Origin of the sequence: Pinirhizobacter sp. (genome assembly GCF_036499745.1) — a bacterium.
Taxonomy (GTDB): domain Bacteria; phylum Pseudomonadota; class Gammaproteobacteria; order Xanthomonadales; family Rhodanobacteraceae; genus Pinirhizobacter.
On record NZ_DASYDG010000006.1, the window covers coordinates 16,820 to 37,439 of the forward strand.

A 20,620-nucleotide genomic window follows, 5' to 3' on the forward strand; every position below is an offset into this window, starting at 1 on the left:
TAGTTCAAACCTATCGTTCCAGCGGCGATAATCCGGTCTCGGCCGCCACCTGAGGGGAACCACGGCGAGCCGGCCAACCCCTTCCTAAAAAAAGATCCACGCCGATGCCCACCGCCTTCCCGCGCCGTGCCCGCCTTGCCCTGTCCCTCGCCGCTGCCCTTGCCGTACCCGCCTTCGCCCAGGACACCGCTACCGCCCCGCGCGCGGACAAGCCCGCTACCTTGCAGACGATCACGGTGACGGCCGAGAAACGGGTGGAAGACATGCAGAAGGTGCCGATCTCGATGACGGTGCTGCCGTCGGACAAGCTCGAGGCCTTCGGCCAGGCCGGTGATGGCGTGCTGCAGCTGGCTTCGCGCGCGCCAAGCGTCTACGCGGAGACATCCTATGGGCGCGAATTCCCGCGCTTTTACATCCGCGGCCTGGGCAACAGTGATTTCGACCTCAATGCCTCGCAGCCGGTGTCGATGGTGTACGACGACATCGTGCAGGAGAACCCGATCCTCAAGGGTTTCCCCCTGTTCGACCTGGAGCAGGTCGAAGTACTGCGCGGTCCGCAGGGCACGCTGTTCGGGCGCAATTCCCCGGCGGGTGTGATCAAGTTCGAATCGCGCAAGCCCACGCAGGAAACCACCGGTTACGCCCGCGTATCCTACGGCTCGCTCGGCACGGCCAACGCCGAGGCGGCTATCGGCGGCGCGCTTTCCTCTGCGTGGTCGGCGCGCATCTCGGCGCTCGCCCAGCATCGCGATAACTGGATCGACAATACCTTCAAGGGCAAGAACGACGACCTGGGCGGTTACAACGATCGCGCCGTGCGCGTACAGGCACTGTACGAACCCAATAGTGATTTCAGCGCGCTGATCAACGTGCACGCCCGATGGCTCGATGGCAGCGCCATGGTCAACCGCGCCAATGCCATCGAACTGGGCGAGCCCAGCTTCGTGCCGGGCTTCGACCGCGACAAGGTAGCCCAGGACGGCAACAACAAGCAGCACCTGTTCACCTGGGGCAGCAACCTGCACCTGAACTGGAAACTGGGTGACCTTAACCTGACCTCGATCACGGGCCTTGAACGCGCCACCACCTATAGCCTGGGCGACGTCGACGGTGGTTACGGCGCCGTGTACGCGCCGCCCAGCGGCCCGGGTGTGATCCCCTTCCCGTCCGAAACCGCCGACGCGTTGCCGAAGGACCGCCAGATCACCCAGGAAGTACGCCTGTCCAACGACCAGACCGAGCGCCTGAAATGGCAGACCGGCGTGTACTACTTCGACGAAGATATCGCCATCGATAATTTCTCGTACGACACGCTGGCCAACCACGCCCTCAACGACTGGGCGCAACAGTCGCAGCGCACCAAGGCGTGGGCGGTGTTCGGTTCGGCCGACTACGACGTTACCGATCGCTTCGACATCCGGGCCGGTGCCCGCTTCTCACATGACAAGCGTGATTTCTCGGCCAACCGCGTGTTCGGCTTTGACGGGCCGCTCGGTCCGCTGACCTCCAAGCCCACCGATGCGCGCTGGAGCGGTGACATCACCGGAAGCTACGCCATCAGCGACAAGACCAACGCCTATGTGCGCGTGGCCAACGGCTTCCGCGCGCCCAGCGTGCAGGGCCGCATCACCTTCGGCGACACCATCTCAACCGCCAAGCCCGAAACCATCACCTCGTACGAGTTCGGCATGAAGACGCTCGCCGCCGACGGCAAGCTGCGCTTCAACGCCGACATCTACAAGTACAACATGCACAACGAGCAGCTCACCGCGGTAGGCGGCGCCACCAACGTGACGCAGTTGCTCAATGCGAAGAAGACCGAAGGCTATGGCGCCGAATTCGATGCCGAGGCGTATCTCACGCCGAACTTCATCGTCACCGCCGGTGGCAGCTACAACCACACGGAACTGAAGGATCGGAACCTCGCCGTGGCGATCTGCGGTTCCGGCTGCACGGTGCTTGATCCGCTCAATGCCCAGGGCAACGCGCTGATCAACGGCAACGTGCTGCCGAACTCTCCCAAGTGGATCGGCACCTTTACCGCCCGCTACGGGATCCCTTACGGCGATAACGGCGAATTCTTTGTCTACACCGACTGGAACTACCGGAGCGAGATCAACTTCTTCCTGTATGACTCGGCCGAATACCGGTCCAAGGCGTTCCTCGAAGGCGGCTTGCGCCTGGGCTATAACTGGGACTTCGGCAAGCGCGAGGTCGCGCTTTACAGCCGCAACATCACCGGCAAGCAAGTGATCACCGGCGCGATTGACTTCAACAACCGCACCGCGTTCGTCAACGATCCACGCATCATCGGCATCGAGTTCCGCGCCGAACTGTAAGTCAGATCACCGAAGCCTTGCCGCCGTCCATGGGGATGATCGCGCCAGTGACGTAACTGGCCAGATCCGACGCCAGAAATACAGCGACGGCGGCAATCTCGGCGGGCTCGGCCATGCGTCCCATGGGGATGTCGCGCAGCAGTTCGTCGAGCAGGTCTTCCTTGTCGCGGCCGGTGGCGCGCATCGAGGCGTTGAGGCCCTCTTCAACGCGACCAGTACGCGTGTAACCGGGGTTGATCGCATTCACGCGCACACCCTTGCGCGCATAAGCCCGGGCATAGCCCACCGTCGCGAGCATCAACGCAGCGTTAGCCGAACCACCGGCGATATGCACCTCATTGGCTTGCCGCCCACCCTGCCCCACGATGCTGACGATACTGCCGCGGCCTCGCTCGGCCATGCCGCGGATCACCGCTTCAATGGCGTTGACGTAGGTGTAGTACTTGGCACCAAAGGCTTGTTCGAACGCATGCATATCGAGCTCTTCGGCCGGATAGCGCCGCGCCGCGCCAGCGGAGTTGACCAGTACATCGACCGGCCCGATTTCGTGGCCAATACGCAAGAGCACGTCGCGGGCAGCCTCCGCATCGGATAGATCGGCGTCGTAAATGGCCATTTCCAGGCCGTGGCCGTGCAGGTCGCCCTGGGCGAGCTCAAGGTGCTCGCGACTCCGGGAAATCCCCGCCACCGTGGCGCCTTCGCGGGCCAATGCCGTCGCACACGCCAATCCCATGCCCTTGCTGGCGCCTGTGACCACCACAACACGCCCTTCCAGACCGCTTTGCATGCTTTTTCCCAGCCAATTTCACGCCCCGAGCATGCCCAAAGTGCGCGCCGAGCGCCAGTTCTTAAAGTTAACGCACTGATTTTAAAAGTCTTTGGTCATATAGGCCATTAGTCATGGTGACTTTTCAAAAAAAATCCTTGACGGGTCGAAACATGGTGTTATAGTTCACTACAACACCGGTCACCCACATCACCACCAAAGGACATCACCATGAACCGCATCAACGCCACCGCCGCCGTTGCTTCACTGCTAATCACCTTCGCCAGCGTCGCCGCCGTCCGCGACACCACCAACTACGCCGCCCCGGTTGCCCACATCGCTGCCGCTTCCGCCGCCCGCTACATCAACGGCATCGAAGTGACGGACCTGGCCCCGCTGACGGTCACCGCCACGATCACCACGCTCGCCCCCATCGTCGTCACCCCCGACGCCGAGTAACGCAACATCTTTCCGCGGAGAACACCCATGAAAGCGCCGAACCCCATCGCCATGGCCGTCTCGACCCTGCTAGTCGGAGCCACCCTGTTCGCCTTGCGCTCCGCAGACATCGAATTCCCGGCCCCGGCCCAGCCGCTGGCCAGCGTCATCGACGGCATCAACGTCACCCAGTTCCAGACCATCGTGGTCCGCCCCACCGCAGCCCAGATGGGCGCGACGGGTGCACTGCACCGGAGCCCGGGCGCAACCGCGCTGGCCCGTGATGCACGCGACCAGGCGCTGGGACTGATCGGATCACAACTGGCCATGCCCTACTATTCGTTTGGCACGGCACTTCGCCCCGCAGGCAAGGAATAACCCATATGACCGTTACCTGGAACGACAGCGTCCCGATTTATCGCCAGCTACACGAACGTGTAGTGGCGATGATCCTGGACGGCGCCCTGAACGAGGGCGACCCGCTGCCGTCGGTGCGCCAGGTGGCAGCGGATTTTTCCATCAATCCGCTGACCGTCTCGAAGGCGTACCAGGAGCTGGTCGACGAACAACTGGTTGAGAAACGGAGGGGATTGGGCATGTTCGTTATCGATGGCGCTCGCGAGGCGCTGCTTAAATCCGAGCGGGAGCGTTTCCTGCGCGAAGAGTGGCCGATCGTGCTGGCTCGACTGCAGCGCCTTGGCCTGGACCTCAAGACCCTGCTGCGCGACCTGCCCGAAGGCGGCAACGCGAAGGAGACCCCATGAGCACCGTCATCAGTGCCAACGGCCTGTCCAAGACTTACAAGGACGCCAGGGCGCTGGCCGGCGCCAGCTTCCAGATCCAGTCCGGCCGCATCGTGGGGCTGATCGGCCCCAACGGGGCGGGCAAAACCACGGCGCTGAAGGCCATCCTGGGCCTGACCGATTTCGATGGCGAGCTTTCCGTGCTGGGCATGGACCCGCGCCATAGCCGCGGCAAACTGATGGAACAGGTGTGTTTCATCGCCGATGTGGCGGTACTTCCGCGCTGGCTGTGCGTGAAAGACGCGGTGGACTTCGTCGAAGCCGTGCACCCGCGATTCAGCCGTGCCAAGTGCGAGGCCTTCCTGGCTCGGACCAAGCTGACCCCGCGGATGAAGGTCAAGCAGATGTCCAAGGGCATGATCGTGCAGATGCACCTGTCGCTGGTGATGGCGATCGACGCTCGCCTGCTGGTGCTGGACGAACCCACACTCGGCCTGGACCTGCTCTATCGCAAGCAGTTCTACCAGAGCCTGCTGGAAGATTATTTCGACGAGGACAAGACGATCCTGATCACCACCCACCAGGTGGAGGAGATCGAGAACATCCTCACCGACCTGATGTTCATCCGCGACGGCCGCATCGTGCTCGATGCCGACATGGATGCCGTGGGCGAGCGCTTCTGCGAAGTGATGGTGGGCGCCGAGCGTGCCGCCGAGGCCCGCGCACTCAAGCCGCTCGACGAACGGCAGGTGTTCGGCAAAAGCATCTTCCTGTTCGATAACGCCGACCGCGGGCATTTGTCCACGCTCGGGGAATTGCGCCGGCCATCCATCGCCGACCTCTTCGTCGCCACCATGAAGGGAACCTACGCATGAACACCCTCTACTGGCTCGTCAAACGCGAAATCTGGGAACACAAGGGTGGCTTCATCCGTGCGCCCCTGATCGGCGGCGCCATCTTCCTGGTGCTGAACCTGATGACCCTGATCGCAAGCGAAGTCGTCTCCGGGCAGAACTTCCGCTTCGGCGGCAGCTCCATCCGTGAATTGGGCAAGATGCTCGACCAACGGCAGTTGGCGATGGTGGGCATGGGCCTGGATACGGCCATGCTGTTTTCCACCGCGATCATCTCGGTGGTCATGGGTTTCGTGGTGTTCTTCTACTGCCTGGGCGCCCTGTACGACGATCGCCGCGACCGCAGCCTGTTGTTCTGGAAGTCGCTGCCGATCACCGACACACAGACGGTGCTGTCCAAGGTGCTGGCCGCCACCATCGTCGCCCCCGCCGTGGCCTTCGTCACCGGCGTGGTTGCCGGGCTCATTACCCTGCTGATGTACGCCACGGTGTTGTCGATGCATGGCCTGGGCGTGTGGCAGCTGTTGACCCTGGCCCATCCATTCCGGGTGATCGCCAACCTGATTGCCAGCATCCCGATGTACTTCCTGTGGGCGCTGCCGACGGTAGGCTGGCTGATGCTGTGCTCGGCCTGGGCCAAGTCCAAGCCCTTCCTGTGGGCGGTGGCGATCCCGGTGGTCACCGGCGTGCTGATCTGGTGGGTGCAGCTGATGGGCCTGCTCCCCTCGGGCAACTTCTACTGGAGCCAGTTCCTGCCGCGTCTGTTGGGTAGCGTGTGGCCCGGTAGCTGGTTCGCCGCCGCCCACCATGCCGGTAATAACGTCAGCCTGGGCATCGGTCTGGAAGGCGTGGACAACCCCGACAACCCGATGGTGCAGTTCCTGAGCCTCTCTAACCTGTACGCCACGCTGGGCACCAGTACCGCCTGGATCGGCATGATCTGCGGGGTGGCGCTGATCGCCGGAGCCATCTGGATCCGCCGCTGGCGCGACGACACCTGAAGCAACTGAAATCTAAACGCTTCCAAACCGCCGGTTAGCCGGCGGTTTTTTTATGCACCGAACGTATAGCCAGGCTCGCAGGACGATGTCTAAAGGAAAGTCTTGTCGTGAATGCGCCTACAAGCCAGGCGAGAGGATCTGAATCGTGGAAATCGTGATCATTTCTTGAATGCAAACCGCAACCGCGACGGTCAGGATAAAACCCTCTTCAAAAGGAATGGTCATGCTGACTATTGGCACATTGCAGAAACAAACCTCGCTGCCCGAGACACACGCTTCCGAGAGCGATCTCTTCAACAGGAAGGAACCTACGACCCCGTTGTCACCCAGGGCGATCGCCAACTCGATCCAGAACGACAGCTTCCATCCCTCCGTCAGCCGAGCCGGATGGCCCTGCTTCGCGCCCCGTACAACTGTATTTCCTGCGTTCTTTGCAGCCCATAACCCGGGAACAGCACGGGCCGAACAGAAGAAAATGCAGCAGGCATTCGCTTCAGTCGCCGCCGGGGCATCTGCTGTTCGGCGTGAAATCGGCGCCGAATTCGTCAGACAGGCCCAATCGACCGCTATCAAAAAAGCGATCAACATCCCCATGGAAATCGTTCTGGAGAACCAGAAGAACTGGCTGGACCCTAAGCAAGGCATTGGCATGCCTTACACCCATGCACGTGATCACGAATTCTCCGGGCTATTGGACGACCCCAGTCAGGACATCCATCTGATGCTTCCCGGGTACGCCACGGGCGATCGATATTCAATGATCCTGGCGGCCCTGGTTGAACCGAGGCTGCGCATTTCGGTGGCCTTTACGCAAGGCGATGCCGCGGAAGAAAGCCATGCGCGCGAGGCCTATAGAGTGCTGGTGGCTGCGCTTGAAGCCAATGGAGAGGCCGATCCCGAGCAGCGCATTGCCCTGGTCGGATTCGCCGGCGATCTGCGTGCGGCCCGTGAAACGCTGGACGATCCGGCGACCTTGCGTAACTTTGCCCACGTTGAAGGATTCGACTCTCCCCTTGGCATGGATGCAACGGATACGCACGTGTTCCACATCTCCGTATCGACCGAAATTCTTCGCCGACAGTTTGCGGGGCTCGGGCCTGAGGACATCCAGGCCAAGCATGCATCGTTTAAACAATACGTAAGCAATATGGTCTCGCCCACCGACCAAAAGATCATCGATGGGCTCGTCGAGCGAGTGATGAAAGAACAAGGCATCGGGTGCGGCGACGTCGGCCTGTGGATAGCCGACAGGCCGCTTCCCACCCAACGCGAAGCAGAGGCCATATCGCGGCCGGCCATGTTCGAACAGATTGCCACGGCTCTTGAGAAAACTGGCCGGAAGGTCTATTTCGTGGCGGACACTTTCATCAACAAGGCACGGGGTGCGGAGAACCTGGACGTGGTCGTTAATCGCCACAAATACCGGCCGGCGCATCGCCCGCACATCGGCCGATTCTGGGCTGCTCATGCGAACGGCAAGGCGATCCTTGCTCCCCGGGAAAACCAGTGGTACTTCATGAATCGTCTGCTGGAGAAAACCGCCGCACCGATTATCGGCGTGCGCAGCGGCGCGCTCGAGCCCCTGGCCTTGATGGGACATCCAACCATCTACCTGGAACACAAGGATATGTTTACGCCCGAGCGCCACGCCAGTTGGCAGGGCCACGTGCCTTACCACCGCTTCGTAACTGACCACACCACGGGCTACCGGGGCTCCGCGACCGAAATTGAGCATTCCAGGCTCACCGCAACCATGCTTTCCATGGCTCTGAAAGGTGACAGAGTTTTTTTGGGTCCCAACGTCATGAAATACGATGAATGGTTGACTCTGGACGATCTGCAAGAGATGGCGGTAGCCATTGAGACCGACGTAGCCGAAGGCGTACTCGCCACGAGCGAGCTTGACGTCCTGCTGGCCATGGTGGCTCAGCCGGGGCCGGCACTCCAGATCGGTCGATCGCTAGACGCGATCAGCGCATCGAAACCTTGATGACGTTCGCCACCGGCCTGCCGCGCGTGGCCTGCGCCGTCACAACGGGTAGGTGATTCTTGTCACGAACAACCAGCGACGCTGAGAAACCCCCGTCGAGATTGAACGACGCATTGGCTGGAGATGCCAATCTGTCGATTCGGGCGACAAGCCGGGACCATTCGACAAGCGAGTAGCCTTGGTCGGCTCCCCGGGCTTTAGCCAGGCCTACGACAAGGCGAGCCCGGCCTCTGCCGGGCTCGCTCGGTAAACTAACAGCTGATCGTGGATTCCGATCGGCGGCGTGACGAAGCGTGCCAGGTGCAATGAAGCTATCGGCGAAATCAAAATCGGCAGGCACGCGGTAGGCTGGGTTGTTGAGCCGGTCCTCCATGAACATAGGGTTCCCATTCTTGCCGAGTTGGGGAGCGGCAAACATTGATGAGCCGTCCTCGAGTTCGATATAGACATAGTCGTTCTTGTAGGCTTCGGGTATATGGAGCGATGGCATGGAGCAGGCTGCCGTTCGACTTGCTCCTATCGTGGCGTGATATGCCGCGGTAGCGTCGGCGCGCCCTGCCATGTTGTAGAAACCGCCATTGATCAGGGCGACAGTCGTTTTATCGCCATGCATGACATCGACAGGTTCAACCAGGCCATCGTATGCCCCGAGCCCAACGATATGACGGCGCTGGTCAACGCTGGCATATGAAAACGTGTGCTTCGCGCACACGCCGGATTGGCCGCCCAATGTGAATCCTGCAGACGCCAACCACTCGTTGGACGCGTCGTCGAAGCGGACCAGAATGATTCCAGGGCACATGGCCGTCACAGCCATATGGCGACGAACCATCCTCGTCCGCCACGCCGCCTGGATGCAGATGGCTGCCCGATGAGTCGAGCTGTTGGCGACTTTCAGAAGCATTGGAACGAACTCGAGCCGCGGGTTCGCACCGTCGCGTCGCATGTCGTCAGACGGTCGCTCAAGCTTGGATACGGATAATGTCAACGCGGTCTTAGGGGTCATAACTACGCATCACTCGTCAGCCCCCGCCTCCACTGCCTTCACGGATGCCGCCACGCGTGAGTTCGAGCGGGTCAAGCAGTTCCTTGAGCTCTTCTCGGGGCAATCCTGTCGATTCCACGGCCACGTCGAGGATCGGCCGACCTTCCTTGTATGCCTGCTTCGCCGTCGCAGCACCCTTCTCGTAACCGATCACCGGATTGAGCGCGGTAACCAGGATGGGATTGCGATCCAGCGCCAATTTGATCCGCTCCCGGTTCACGGTGAAACCGGCGATGGCCTTGTCGGCCAGCAGCCGCGATACATTGGCCAGCAGCTGGATCGACTGCAACAGGTTATAGGCGATCACCGGCAACATCACGTTCAACTGGAAGTTGCCCGACTGTCCGCCGATGGTGATGGTGGCATCGTTGCCGATTACCTGCGCCGCTACCATCGCGGTGGCTTCCGGGATCACCGGATTGACCTTGCCCGGCATGATCGACGACCCGGGCTGCAGCGCCGGAAGCTCGATTTCGCCAAGGCCGGCCAGCGGGCCTGAATTCATCCAGCGAAGATCATTGGCAATCTTCATCAACGACACGGCCAGCGTCTTCAGCTGGCCGGAGAGTTCCACCGCGGCATCCTGCGACGACATCCCTTCGTAGAAATTCTCCGACGATTCGAATTTCACGCCAGTCAGTCGCTTCAACTCCTGCGCCACCGCGGGTCCGAACTTCGGATCAGCGTTGATGCCGGTGCCGACCGCACTACCGCCCTGGGGTAGCTGCTGCACGCGCACGAGCGTATCGCCGATGCGTTTGCGCGCCGAGGCGATCTGCGCCGACCAGCCGGACAGTTCCTGGCCGAAGGTCACCGGCATGGCGTCCATCAGATGCGTGCGGCCGGTTTTGGCCACGTTGCGAAGCTGTCGGGCACGTTTGTCGATGGTCTTGCCAAGGTGGGCCAGTGCCGGCAACAGGTGCTCGTGCACGGTGAGCGCGGCGCTCACCTGGATGGCCGTGGGAATCACATCGTTGGAACTCTGCCCATAGTTGACGTGATCGTTGGCGTGTACCGGCGTGCCTGCCCGGGCCGCGACATGCGCGATCACCTCGTTGGCGTTCATGTTGGAACTGGTGCCCGAACCGGTCTGGAAAACATCGATCGGGAAATGACCATCGTATTGGCCGGCAGCTACCGCCTCGGCGGCCTGGCGGATCGCCTTGACCTGCTTCTTCTTCAGGTAACCAAGCTTGCCGTTGGCTTCCGCGGCGGCCGCCTTGACCAGGCCCAGGGCGCGGATGAACTCACGCGGCATGGGCAGGCCGGAAATGGGAAAATTGTCGACGGCGCGCTGGGTCTGGGCGCCGTAGAGCGCGTCGGCCGGCACGTTCAACTCACCCATGCTGTCGCGCTCAGTGCGAAACTTGGTCATGCGGGGCGTTCCTGTGGATTTGGCATGGCACCGAGTATAGGCAGCCCCAGGCTAAAGCCGCGTGGAGGCCGCACAGGTATAATCGCCGGCTGACCCACGAAACCGCCTGGACGCCGCCATGTCGCATGCCGCCCTCACCGCCCTTTCGCCGCTCGACGGACGTTACGCCTCCAAGGTGGAGCCGCTGCGGCCGATCTTCAGCGAATACGGCCTGATGCACCGGCGTGTGCACGTGGAGATCCACTGGCTGCTCACCCTGGCCGCCAACACCGGCATCGTGGAACTGCCCGCCTTCGGCAAGGCGGAATCTGCGAAGCTGCTGGCCATTGCCGATGGGTTCTCGCTCGATGACGGCGCCCGCATCAAGGCCATCGAGGCCACCACCAACCACGACGTGAAAGCCGTGGAGTATTTCATCAAGGAGCGCATGGGCGATGACGCCGCGCTGGCCCAGGCGCGGGAGTTCGTGCACTTTGCCTGCACCAGCGAGGACATCAACAACCTCTCCTATGCACTGATGCTCCGCGACGCCCGCGACGAGGTACTGCTGCCGGCCTTCGACCAGGTGATCGACGCGCTGCGTGCGCTGTCCCACCAGCATGCCTCCTTGCCGATGCTCTCGCGCACGCACGGCCAGACCGCCTCGCCGACAACCCTCGGCAAGGAACTGGCCAACGTGGTGGCACGCCTGGTGCGCCAGCGTGACCAATTGGTGGAAGTGGAAATTCCCGGCAAGATCAACGGTGCGGTGGGTAACTACAACGCGCACGTGGCGGCCTACCCGGAAGTGGACTGGCGCGCGCTGTCCAAGGGCTTCGTCGAACAGATTGGTTTGTCCTACAACGCCTATACCACCCAGATCGAACCGCATGACGGCATCGCGGAGTTCTGCGATGTCGTCCGCCGCATCAATGTGATCCTGATTGATCTGGCCCGCGACATCTGGGGTTATATCTCGCAGGGTTATTTCCGCCAGGCGCTGAAGGCCGGCGAGGTCGGTTCCTCGACCATGCCGCACAAGGTCAACCCGATCGACTTCGAAAATGCCGAGGGCAACTTCGGCGTGGCCAATGCGCTGCTTGGCCATTTCGCCGAGAAGCTCCCCATCAGCCGCTGGCAGCGCGATCTTACCGACTCCACCGTGCTGCGCGCCCTGGGCACCGCCTTCGGGCACACGCTGGTATCGCTGGAATCGCTGCGCAAGGGCTTAGGGAAGCTCACCGTCAATGCCGACCGCCTGGCCACCGACCTCGATGCCAGCTGGGAAGTACTGGCTGAAGCGGTGCAGACGGTGATGCGCCGGTACGGCCTGCCCGAGCCGTATGAACAGCTCAAGGCACTTACGCGCGGCCATGGCATCACGCGCGACTCCATGCGCGAGTTCATTGGCTCGCTGGATCTTCCCGATCAAGCCAGGCAGCGACTGCTGGAGATGACCCCGGGTAGCTACACGGGGTTGGCTTCTGAACTGGCAAAAGGCATCTAGCGCTTCAAAGGCCCGGCCGGGCGATCAATCGATCTCGTCGGAACCCTCGTTCACACCCTCGAACAGGAAGGTGGACAGATACCGCTCGCCCGTATCGGGCAGCATGGCAAGGATCACGGCACCCTCGCCAGCATCCTTGGCCACGTCCAGCGCAGCGGCCATCGTGGCCCCGGCACTGATGCCCACGAAGATGCCCTCTTCCTGCGCCAGGCGGCGGGCCGTGTCACGGGCCACGACATCGTCAACGGTCAGCACTTTCGAAGCCACGTCGCGGTTGAGTACCGAAGGCACGAAATCCGGTGTCCAGCCCTGGATCTTGTGCGGCTGCCATTCCTTGCCGTTGAGCAATGAAGCCCCGGCAGGCTCGCAGGCGATGAGCTTTACGTCCGGTCGCGCCACCCGCAACACTTCGCCAACGCCTGTCATGGTGCCGCCGGTACCCCACCCGGTAACGAAGTAGTCCAGCCGTTTTCCGGCGAAGTCGAGCAGGATCTCCGCTGCCGTGGTGCTGCGGTGATAAGCCGGATTGGCCGGGTTGTCGAACTGGCGGGCGAGGAACCAGCCATGTTTCTCAGCCAGTTCCTGGGCCTTTTTCACCATGCCAGTGCCGCGAGCCGCGCCCGGCGTCAGCAACACCTTGCCACCGTAGGCACGGATCAGCTTGCGCCGCTCGATCGAGAACGTTTCGCTCATCACCGCCACGAAGGGATAGCCGCGGGCGGCGCACACCGCCGCCAGGGCCACGCCGGTATTGCCTGAGGTGGCTTCCACTACCGTCTGTCCGGGCTTGATCGCGCCGGTCTTCTCCGCGTCAAGGATGATCGCCAGGGCCAGGCGATCCTTCACCGATCCGGCAGGGTTGAACGCTTCCACCTTGGCATACAGGGTGATGCCGGCAGGAGCCAGCCGATGCAGCTTCACTACCGGCGTGTTGCCAATGGTGTCCAGGATGCTTTCGTAGATCATGGTCGCTTTCCGCAGGGACGTGGACCACCGATATTGCGCCGCATCATGCTCCCGGGGCAATCGGTCCAACGGCTAGAATGAAAGGCATGGCCAAAACCTCCCTACCGATCGAAGCGCGCGGCGACACCAGACAGCGCCTGGGCATGTCCCCCGCCGAGTTCCTGCGCGACTACTGGCAGAAACGCCCCCTTTTGATCCGTAACGCTTTCCCGGGCTTCCAGCCACCGCTGCAGCCCGACGACCTGGCGGGTCTGGCGATGGAAGATGCCGTGCTCGCCCGGCTGATCACTCATGATGAAAAGCGCGACCGGTGGACCATGCGCAGCGGACCGTTCAAGGAGGAAGATTTCGCCTCAACGCCGTCCCGCGGCTGGACCCTGCTGGTGCAGGACGTGGACAAATGGGACGCGGACGTCGCCGCCCTGCTCGATGCCTTCGCCTTCCTGCCCAGCTGGCGCGTGGACGATGTGATGGTGTCCTATGCCGAGGATGGCGGCGGCGTGGGGGCCCATGTCGACCAGTACGACGTGTTCCTGTTGCAGGGCATCGGCCAGCGCCACTGGGCCATAAGCAACGATCCTGGCGCGCCGAAGGACTTCCGCCCCGATATCGAGCTGAAGCAACTGGCGAGCTTCGAACCCACTCATGAGTGGCTGCTGGAGCCCGGCGACATGCTGTACCTGCCACCGGGCGTGCCACACGATGGCGTGGCCGTGGGCAACTGCATGACGCTCTCGATCGGCATGCGCGCACCGTCGAAGGCGGAGCTGACCGGCGATCTGGCCGACTTCATCGCCGAACGCCTTGCCGACGAAGATCGCTACACCGATCCGGACCTTGCCCCCGCCACGGCGGCAGGCGAGATTGACAAGGCCTCGCTGGACCGGGTCCGCGCTGCCGTGCCCACTGCCTCGACCCTCGACGATGACACGCTGGCGGACTGGTTCGGCCGATTCATCACCCGGTACCGAAGCGCGCAGACGGTCGCGGGACCGGCACGGGCGATGACTGTCGCGGCCCTGGAAAAACACCTTGCGGCCGGACGTGAATTCCTTCGCCATCCCTGGGCGCGACTGGCATGGGTCCGCCATGGCCGCCATGCGCGTCTGTTTGCCAGCGGCCATGCCTACGACACCAACACCGGCTTCGCACGCGCCGTGTGCGCAAAACCACGGGTTGATGCCAAGTCCCTTGACGGTGCGGACGTCGATGTCCTGCTGGCCCTGGTCAACGATGGCGTCCTGGTCCCTTCCCGCGGTCGCTAACCCACCCCCACCTCACCGCCCCAACGCCAGGAGCAAGCATGGCCGCCGAACCCATCGCCTCCGCCCCTATGAGGGCGGCCGCATTAGCCAGGCTCCTGGCCAGCGCCCGGCACGAAGCATCGATCCTCGAACACCGCCTGGATGGCGAGGTCCACGATGACGAAGCCGTGCTGGATGCCCTGCGATCGCTTGCTGTGTCTGGCCGCGGTGCGCAGGTCCGCATCCTGGTGCAGGACGCCTCGCGGCTGCAGGTGGAGGCACCCCGCCTGCTTGCCCTGGTCCAGCGCATGTCCAGTGCGATGTCCATTCGGGTGCCATCGGAAGCCGTGGACCGCGCCTACGCATCCGCCTACACCGTCGTCGACGCCGGTGGCCTGCTGTTCAGGCCCGAGGCCTCGCGGCACGACACCCGCGGGCCCGCCGGGGAAGTAGGTGAACGCGCACGTTTACAGGCGTATTTCGATGCCATGTGGGAACGCTCCCAACCGGCAGCGGAACTGCGCCGGATCGACCTGTAAACGGTGTCTCAAAGTTGGCGCGCCGCAGCACGGGGGAGCTATACTTAAGGAATTCTTTATGCCGCCAGCCTGCCCCACACAGCTAGCTTGGCGGCCATCCTTATCGTGTTGGCCGGTGGTGACGTGAGCACAAACCTGATCCGCGAGTTTTTCGATTCTTCCCAGCTCGCCGGCGGTAACGCCGATTACGTCGAGCAAATGTACGAATTCTGGCTGGCGGATCCTTCCTCCGTCTCCACTGAATGGGACGGTTATTTCAGGGCATTCAAGGGCCGCGAGGCCGGGGACACCCCCCACTCGGCCGCCATCGCGCGCATCGAGGCAGCCCAGCGCCAGCGCCGCTCCACCGCCGCCCCCGCGGTCAGCGCCGGCGACGACGCCCACGCCCGCAAGCAGGCCGGCGTCATCCGCCTGCTCACCGCCTATCGTTCTCGCGGCCATCTGGCCGCCGACCTGGATCCGCTCGGCCTTGCCACCAAGATGGAAGCACCGGACCTGGGCCTGGCCTTCCACGGGCTCAGCGAGTCCGACCTTGACACCGAATTCGACTGCGGCACCTACGCCGGCGGCGGTCAGCGCCTGGTGTTGCGCGAGCTGCTGGCGCGGCTGAAGAAGGTCTACACCGGCACCATCGGTGCCGAATTCATGTACATCAGCGACCATGACCAGCGCCGCTGGATCTACTCAAGGCTGGAAAAGGCCAACGCCGACGCCGGGTTCGACAAGAAGGAAAAGGTCCGCCTACTGGAGGCGCTCACCGCCGCCGAGGGCCTTGAGCGCTACCTGCATACCAAGTACGTCGGCCAGAAGCGCTTCTCGCTGGAAGGCGGCGACAGCCTGATCCCCATGGTCGACGATGTCGTGCGTGCCGGCGGCGACAATGGCATGCGCGAAATCATCATCGGCATGGCCCATCGCGGCCGCCTGAACGTACTGGTGAACATCCTGGGCAAGCCGCCGCACCAGCTCTTCAATGAATTCGAAGGCAAGTTCGACCACCCGGACGATCCGCACCACTCCGGCGACGTGAAATACCACATGGGTTTTTCCGCCGACGTCAAAACGCCCAACGGTGGCGTGCATGTGGCACTGGCCTTCAACCCGTCGCACCTGGAAATCGTCAACCCCGTGGTAGCCGGGTCAGTGCACGCGCGCCAGTCGCGCCGCCGCGATGCCGAACGCCGTCAGTCGCTGGCCGTGCTTGTGCACGGCGATGCCGCTTTCGCCGGCCAGGGCGTGGGCATGGAACTGTTGAACATGTCGCAGGCGCGTGGTTTCGCCATCGGCGGCACCTTGCACATCGTGATCAACAACCAGGTGGGTTTCACCACGTCCAAGCCGGAGGACGCCCGTTCCACGCTGTACTGCACCGACCTTGCCAAGATGGTCAATGCGCCGGTGCTGCATGTGAACGGCGACGATCCGGAAGCGGTGCTGCAGGTCACCCGGCTGGCCTATGAATTCCGCAAGGAATTCAAGAAAGATGTGGTGATCGACCTGGTCTGCTACCGCCGCCACGGCCACAACGAGGCCGACGAGCCCGCCGCCACGCAGCCGCTGATGTACCAGGTGATCCGCAAGCGCGCGACCACCCGCGATCTCTACGCCCAGCGACTGGTCGCCGGCAATGTGATCGGCGCCGACGATGGCCAGAAGATGCTCGACGACTACCGTGCGCGCCTTGAGGCTGGCGGCTCGCTGATCGCGCTGGACGAAACCCCCGACCGCGACATTCCCGTCGACTGGGCCCGTTTCGCTGGCAACACGCTCGCCACTCCCGCCGACACCGGCGTCAACCGCAAGAAGCTGGCCGAGCTCAGCGCCACCATCCTTGATATCCCCACCGATATCACGCTGCATCCGCGCGTGGCGAAGATCTACGAAGACCGCCGCAAGATGGCCGCGGGTGAACTGCCGGGCGACTGGGGCTTTGCCGAGAACCTGGCCTACGCCAGCCTGATCGACGAAGGCCACGACCTGCGTCTGGTCGGCCAGGATGCCGGCCGCGGCACCTTCTTCCACCGCCATGCGGTGCTGCACGACCAGAACTCAGACAACACCTACCTGCCGCTGTCGAAAGTGCGCAAGGGCGCGCTGGTTGATGTGATCGATTCGCTGCTGTCCGAAGAAGCCGTGATGGCCTTCGAATACGGCGAGGCCACCACCTCACCGGATCAGCTGGGCATCTGGGAAGGCCAGTTCGGCGACTTCGCCAACGGCGCGCAGGTGGTGATCGACCAGTTCATCAGCTCCGGCGAAGCGAAGTGGAACCGCCTGTGCGGCCTGGCCCTGTTCCTGCCCCACGGCTACGAAGGCCAGGGCCCGGAGCATTCGTCCGCGCGCCTGGAGCGCTTCCTGCAGCTGTGCGCGATGGAGAACATGCAGGTCTGCGTGCCCACCACGCCGGCCCAGGCCTTCCACATGATCCGCCGTCAGCTGGTGCGCCCGGTGCGCAAGCCGCTGATCGTGATGACGCCAAAGTCCCTGCTGCGCCACAAGCTGGCAGTGTCTTCGCTGGATGAACTGGCCACGGGCCAGTACCAGCTTGTCATCGGCGACCAGCAGAAACTTGCCGACAAGAAGGTCAAGCGCATGGTGCTGTGCTCGGGCAAGGTCTATTACGACCTGCTCGACGACGCCGGCAAGCGCGGCCTGAAGGATGTCGCCATCGTCCGCGTCGAGCAGCTGTATCCTTTCCCGCGTGCCGAAGTATCCGCGGAGCTTGCCAAATACACCGGTGCAAAAGAAGTCATCTGGTGCCAGGAAGAACCCATGAACCAGGGCGCCTGGTTCCAGATCCGGCATCACCTGCAGGCCTGTGTCGATACCAAACAAAGCCTTACCTACGCCGGCCGCGCGCGCTCACCGGCGCCGGCTGCCGGCCATTTGAACACCCACGTCGCCGAACAGGCGGCCCTTGTCGAACAGGCGCTTGTAGCGCCCGTCGGCACCGATCACGCAGCGGAGTAAGGCAAGCATGTCCATCGAAGTCAAAGTTCCCGTCCTGCCCGAGTCGGTTTCCGACGCGCTCATTGCCACCTGGCACAAGAAGGTGGGTGAAGCCGTCAAGCGCGACGAGAACCTGGTGGACCTGGAAACCGACAAGGTCGTGCTGGAAGTGCCCTCGCCCGTCGACGGCGTGCTCAAGGAGATCAAGCACCCTGAAGGCACCACGGTCAACAGCCAGCAGCTGATTGCCGTGATCGAGGAAGGCGCATCCGCAGCCGCACCGGCGAAGGAAGCCGCATCCGCCAAGGCCGAGGCACCGAAAGCCGAGAAGACCGCGGCACCGGCCGCCAAGCCCGGCAATACCGATGAACTCTCGCCCGCCGGCCGCCGCGTCGCCGAGGAAGAGAAAATCGACCCGGCAAAGGTTGCCGGTACCGGCCGCGATGGCCGCGTCACCAAGGAAGACCTGGTCAACTATGGCAAGTCCGGTGGTGCTTCGGCCCCGGCGGCACCGGCCGCCAAACCCACCCCGGGTTCGCGTCCGGAAGAGCGCGTGGCCATGACCCGCATCCGCTCGCGCATCGCCGAGCGCCTGATGCAGTCGAAGAACTCCATCGCCATGCTCACCTCGTTCAACGAAGTGAACCTGGCTGAAGTGGTGAAACTGCGCAAAACGCTCGGCGAATCGTTCGAGAAGGCCAACGGCGTGAAGCTCGGCTTCATGAGCTTCTTCGTCAAGGCGGCCACCGAAGCGCTCAAGCGCTACCCCGTGGTCAACGCCTCGGTGGACGGTAGCGACATCATCTATCACGGCTACCAGGACGTCTCCATCGCCGTTTCCACCGAGAAGGGCCTGGTCACGCCGGTACTGCGCGACGTGCAGGACATGTCCTTCGCCGATGTCGAGAAGGGCATCCTGAATTTCGCCAAGAAGGCACGCGACGGCAAGCTCGGCCTGGACGACCTGCAGGGCGGCACCTTCACCATCACCAACGGCGGCACCTTCGGCTCGCTGCTGTCCACGCCCATCGTGAACCCGCCGCAGAGCGCGATCCTGGGCATGCACACGATCAAGGAACGCGCCATCGTCGAGAACGGCCAGGTGATCGCGGCGCCCATGATGTACATCGCGCTGTCGTACGACCACCGCATCATCGACGGCCGCGACGCGGTGCTGTTCCTGGTGGACATCAAGAACCAGCTTGAGAATCCGCAGCGCATGCTTTTGGGTCTCTGACCCAAAAGCAAAATAGGCAAGGGTTGGCCTTGGCGATGACCGTTGCGCCATAAAGCGCAAGGTCATCGCAAAACCTTTAAAAATTGAGCTTTCACCCCATTTACAAAGCAGAAAGCGACAGGCCCCAACGCCCGTCGATCCCTGCCAAAGGATGAGTAACCCATGTCCGACACATTCGACGTCATCGTCATCGGCGGCGGCCCCGCCGGCTACCACGCCGCGATCCGCGCCGCGCAGCTGGGCCTGAAAACCGCCGTGGTCGATGCCTTCGTCGGCAAGGACGGCAAGGCTGCGCTGGGCGGTACCTGCCTCAATGTGGGCTGCATCCCCTCCAAGGCGTTGCTCGATTCGTCCAAGCAGTTCTATAACATCGCGCACAACCTGCCCGTGCACGGCATCACCGTTGAAAATGCCAAGGTCGACCTGGGCACCTTCATCGGCCGCAAAGATAAAATCGTCAAGCAGTTCACCGGCGGCGTGGCCCAGTTGTTCAAGGCCAACAAGATCGTCAGCTACTTCGGCAAGGGCAAGTTGCTCAAGGGCAACAACGTCGAGATCACCGGCAACGACGGCGCCACGCAGACCATCAGCGCCACCAACGTGGTGCTGGCCACCGGCTCCGTGCCCATCGAGCTGCCGTTCGCCAAGTTCGACAACAAGTACATCATCGACAATGCCGGCGCCCTGGACATCACCGAAGTGCCCCGGCGCATGGGCGTGATCGGCGCGGGCGTGATCGGCCTGGAACTGGGCAGTGTGTGGCGTCGCCTTGGCGCCGAAGTCACCGTGATCGAAGCATTGCCGGATTTCCTCGGCGCCGCGGACGCCGACATCGCCAAGATCGCCTTCAAGGAATTTGGCAAGCTGGGCCTGGATATCAAGCTCGGCGCCAAGCTGTCCAAAGCCCAGGTCAAGGGCAATGAGGTTCACCTTACCTACAACGACAAGGATGGCGACCACGACCTCGTCGTCGACAAGCTGCTGGTGGCCGTGGGCCGCCGCGCCTACGCCGATGGCCTGCTGGCAGACGATGTCGGGGTGAAGCTCGACGAGCGCGGTCGCATCGTGGTCGACGAGCACTGCCACACCGGCGTCGATGGCGTCTGGGCGGTGGGCGATGCCGTGCGCGGCCCGATGCTGGCGCACAAAGGCTTCGAGGAAGGCATGGCGGTGGCCGAGTGGATCGCCGGCAAGTCAGGTCACGTCAACTACGACAGCATCCCCTGGGTGATCTACACCGAGCCCGAGATCGCCTGGGCCGGCAAGACGGAAAAAGAACTCAAGGACCAAGGCATTCCCTACCGCGCCGGCAGCTTCCCCTTCGCCGCCATCGGCCGCGCCGTGGCCATGAACGAAGCCATCGGCCAGGTGAAGATGCTCGCCCACGCTGAAACCGACCGCATCCTGGGCGTGCACATGGTCGGCCCGGGTGTATCCGAACTGATCGCCGAATGCGTAGTGGCCATGGAGTTCAAGGGGTCTTCCGAAGACCTCGCCCGCATCATCCACGCGCACCCGACCCTTTCCGAAGCGGTGCACGAGGCGGCGCTTGCGGTGGACAAACGCGCCATCCACAAGGGCAACTGATCGCCCCGGCAGCACAACAAGGCCCGCTCGTGGCGACATGGGCGGGCCTTTTCGTTTTCAA

General features: G+C 62.9%; 17 protein-coding genes. 13 read left to right on the plus strand and 4 right to left on the minus strand.

Going from position 1 to position 20,620, the window contains the following annotated elements; translation table 11 throughout:
- Positions 1 to 104 precede the first annotated feature (104 nt).
- Positions 105 to 2,339: a TonB-dependent receptor gene (locus tag VGM61_RS01675; RefSeq protein WP_331520973.1), complete on the plus strand. Its 2,235-nt coding sequence runs from the start codon at positions 105 to 107 to the stop codon at positions 2,337 to 2,339.
- A gap of 1 nt (position 2,340) precedes the next feature.
- On the opposite strand, the gene VGM61_RS01680 is transcribed toward VGM61_RS01675, so the two are convergent.
- Positions 2,341 to 3,126 carry an SDR family NAD(P)-dependent oxidoreductase gene (locus VGM61_RS01680; protein ID WP_331520974.1) on the minus strand — a complete coding sequence of 262 codons (786 nt, stop codon included), beginning with the start codon at positions 3,124 to 3,126 and terminating at the stop codon, positions 2,341 to 2,343.
- 210 nt (positions 3,127 to 3,336) lie between these two features.
- Between VGM61_RS01680 and VGM61_RS01685 the strand changes: the two genes are divergently transcribed.
- From VGM61_RS01685 to VGM61_RS01710, 6 genes are all read left to right on the plus strand, one after another.
- On the plus strand, positions 3,337 to 3,564 hold the full coding sequence (locus VGM61_RS01685) for a hypothetical protein (protein WP_331520975.1): 228 nt from the start codon (positions 3,337 to 3,339) through the stop codon (positions 3,562 to 3,564).
- A gap of 27 nt (positions 3,565 to 3,591) precedes the next feature.
- Entirely contained in the window at positions 3,592 to 3,921 is a 330-nt protein-coding gene (locus VGM61_RS01690; RefSeq protein WP_331520976.1) for a hypothetical protein, read from the plus strand.
- Between the two features lie 5 nt (positions 3,922 to 3,926).
- Positions 3,927 to 4,307, plus strand: coding sequence for a GntR family transcriptional regulator (locus VGM61_RS01695; protein ID WP_250622685.1), 381 nt, complete (start codon positions 3,927 to 3,929; stop codon positions 4,305 to 4,307).
- The gene (locus tag VGM61_RS01700; protein ID WP_331520977.1) at positions 4,304 to 5,161 is read left to right on the plus strand and encodes an ABC transporter ATP-binding protein; all 858 of its coding nucleotides are present in this window, start codon (positions 4,304 to 4,306) and stop codon (positions 5,159 to 5,161) included. Before VGM61_RS01695 ends, VGM61_RS01700 begins: the two co-directional genes overlap by 4 nt.
- Positions 5,158 to 6,141 (plus strand): hypothetical protein, encoded by a 984-nt coding sequence (locus tag VGM61_RS01705; protein WP_331520978.1) that lies wholly within the window; start codon positions 5,158 to 5,160, stop codon positions 6,139 to 6,141. The genes VGM61_RS01700 and VGM61_RS01705 overlap by 4 nt, the downstream gene beginning before the upstream one ends.
- A gap of 223 nt (positions 6,142 to 6,364) precedes the next feature.
- Positions 6,365 to 8,131 (plus strand): hypothetical protein, encoded by a 1,767-nt coding sequence (locus tag VGM61_RS01710; RefSeq protein ID WP_331520979.1) that lies wholly within the window; start codon positions 6,365 to 6,367, stop codon positions 8,129 to 8,131.
- Here the strand turns inward: VGM61_RS01710 and VGM61_RS01715 are convergent.
- Positions 8,112 to 9,035: a phosphodiester glycosidase family protein gene (locus tag VGM61_RS01715; RefSeq protein ID WP_331520980.1), complete on the minus strand. Its 924-nt coding sequence runs from the start codon at positions 9,033 to 9,035 to the stop codon at positions 8,112 to 8,114. The genes VGM61_RS01710 and VGM61_RS01715 overlap by 20 nt on opposite strands.
- Positions 9,036 to 9,153: 118 nt before the next feature.
- On the minus strand, positions 9,154 to 10,551 hold the full coding sequence (locus tag VGM61_RS01720; protein ID WP_331520981.1) for a class II fumarate hydratase: 1,398 nt from the start codon (positions 10,549 to 10,551) through the stop codon (positions 9,154 to 9,156).
- Between the two features lie 118 nt (positions 10,552 to 10,669).
- Here VGM61_RS01720 and purB point away from each other — a divergent pair, with 118 nt between their 5' ends.
- A complete protein-coding gene (gene purB, locus VGM61_RS01725; RefSeq protein ID WP_331520982.1) occupies positions 10,670 to 12,037 on the plus strand; it encodes an adenylosuccinate lyase in 1,368 nt (455 codons plus the stop codon).
- A 24-nt stretch (positions 12,038 to 12,061) separates the two neighbouring features.
- Here the strand turns inward: purB and cysK are convergent, their stop codons facing one another.
- Positions 12,062 to 13,003 carry a cysteine synthase A gene (gene cysK / locus VGM61_RS01730; protein ID WP_331520983.1) on the minus strand — a complete coding sequence of 314 codons (942 nt, stop codon included), beginning with the start codon at positions 13,001 to 13,003 and terminating at the stop codon, positions 12,062 to 12,064.
- Positions 13,004 to 13,089: 86 nt separating this feature from the next.
- On the opposite strand from cysK, the gene VGM61_RS01735 reads away from it, so the two are divergent.
- From VGM61_RS01735 to lpdA, 5 genes are all read left to right on the plus strand, one after another.
- Positions 13,090 to 14,268, plus strand: coding sequence for a cupin domain-containing protein (locus VGM61_RS01735; protein WP_331520984.1), 1,179 nt, complete (start codon positions 13,090 to 13,092; stop codon positions 14,266 to 14,268).
- Positions 14,269 to 14,306: 38 nt separating this feature from the next.
- Positions 14,307 to 14,786 (plus strand): hypothetical protein, encoded by a 480-nt coding sequence (locus tag VGM61_RS01740; RefSeq protein ID WP_331520985.1) that lies wholly within the window; start codon positions 14,307 to 14,309, stop codon positions 14,784 to 14,786.
- A 123-nt stretch (positions 14,787 to 14,909) separates the two neighbouring features.
- Positions 14,910 to 17,756, plus strand: coding sequence for a 2-oxoglutarate dehydrogenase E1 component (locus tag VGM61_RS01745; protein ID WP_331520986.1), 2,847 nt, complete (start codon positions 14,910 to 14,912; stop codon positions 17,754 to 17,756).
- Between the two features lie 7 nt (positions 17,757 to 17,763).
- Complete coding sequence (gene odhB, locus VGM61_RS01750; protein WP_331520987.1) at positions 17,764 to 18,972, plus strand: 2-oxoglutarate dehydrogenase complex dihydrolipoyllysine-residue succinyltransferase; 1,209 nt, start codon at positions 17,764 to 17,766, stop codon at positions 18,970 to 18,972.
- A 162-nt stretch (positions 18,973 to 19,134) separates the two neighbouring features.
- Positions 19,135 to 20,559 (plus strand): dihydrolipoyl dehydrogenase, encoded by a 1,425-nt coding sequence (gene lpdA, locus VGM61_RS01755; protein WP_331520988.1) that lies wholly within the window; start codon positions 19,135 to 19,137, stop codon positions 20,557 to 20,559.
- The last annotated feature ends 61 nt before the right edge of the window (positions 20,560 to 20,620 follow it).

Coding starts and splice junctions, on each gene's coding strand:
- VGM61_RS01720 (WP_331520981.1), bottom strand. CDS start 10,551: ATGACCAAGTTTCGCACTGAGCGCGACAGCATGGGTGAGTTGAACGTG.
- VGM61_RS01715 (WP_331520980.1), bottom strand. CDS start 9,035: ATGCTTCTGAAAGTCGCCAACAGCTCGACTCATCGGGCAGCCATCTGC.
- cysK (WP_331520983.1), bottom strand. CDS start 13,003: ATGATCTACGAAAGCATCCTGGACACCATTGGCAACACGCCGGTAGTG.
- purB (WP_331520982.1), top strand. CDS start 10,670: ATGTCGCATGCCGCCCTCACCGCCCTTTCGCCGCTCGACGGACGTTAC.
- VGM61_RS01685 (WP_331520975.1), top strand. CDS start 3,337: ATGAACCGCATCAACGCCACCGCCGCCGTTGCTTCACTGCTAATCACC.
- odhB (WP_331520987.1), top strand. CDS start 17,764: ATGTCCATCGAAGTCAAAGTTCCCGTCCTGCCCGAGTCGGTTTCCGAC.
- VGM61_RS01675 (WP_331520973.1), top strand. CDS start 105: ATGCCCACCGCCTTCCCGCGCCGTGCCCGCCTTGCCCTGTCCCTCGCC.
- VGM61_RS01740 (WP_331520985.1), top strand. CDS start 14,307: ATGGCCGCCGAACCCATCGCCTCCGCCCCTATGAGGGCGGCCGCATTA.
- VGM61_RS01735 (WP_331520984.1), top strand. CDS start 13,090: ATGGCCAAAACCTCCCTACCGATCGAAGCGCGCGGCGACACCAGACAG.
- lpdA (WP_331520988.1), top strand. CDS start 19,135: ATGTCCGACACATTCGACGTCATCGTCATCGGCGGCGGCCCCGCCGGC.
- VGM61_RS01710 (WP_331520979.1), top strand. CDS start 6,365: ATGCTGACTATTGGCACATTGCAGAAACAAACCTCGCTGCCCGAGACA.
- VGM61_RS01690 (WP_331520976.1), top strand. CDS start 3,592: ATGAAAGCGCCGAACCCCATCGCCATGGCCGTCTCGACCCTGCTAGTC.
- VGM61_RS01700 (WP_331520977.1), top strand. CDS start 4,304: ATGAGCACCGTCATCAGTGCCAACGGCCTGTCCAAGACTTACAAGGAC.
- VGM61_RS01680 (WP_331520974.1), bottom strand. CDS start 3,126: ATGCAAAGCGGTCTGGAAGGGCGTGTTGTGGTGGTCACAGGCGCCAGC.
- VGM61_RS01705 (WP_331520978.1), top strand. CDS start 5,158: ATGAACACCCTCTACTGGCTCGTCAAACGCGAAATCTGGGAACACAAG.
- VGM61_RS01695 (WP_250622685.1), top strand. CDS start 3,927: ATGACCGTTACCTGGAACGACAGCGTCCCGATTTATCGCCAGCTACAC.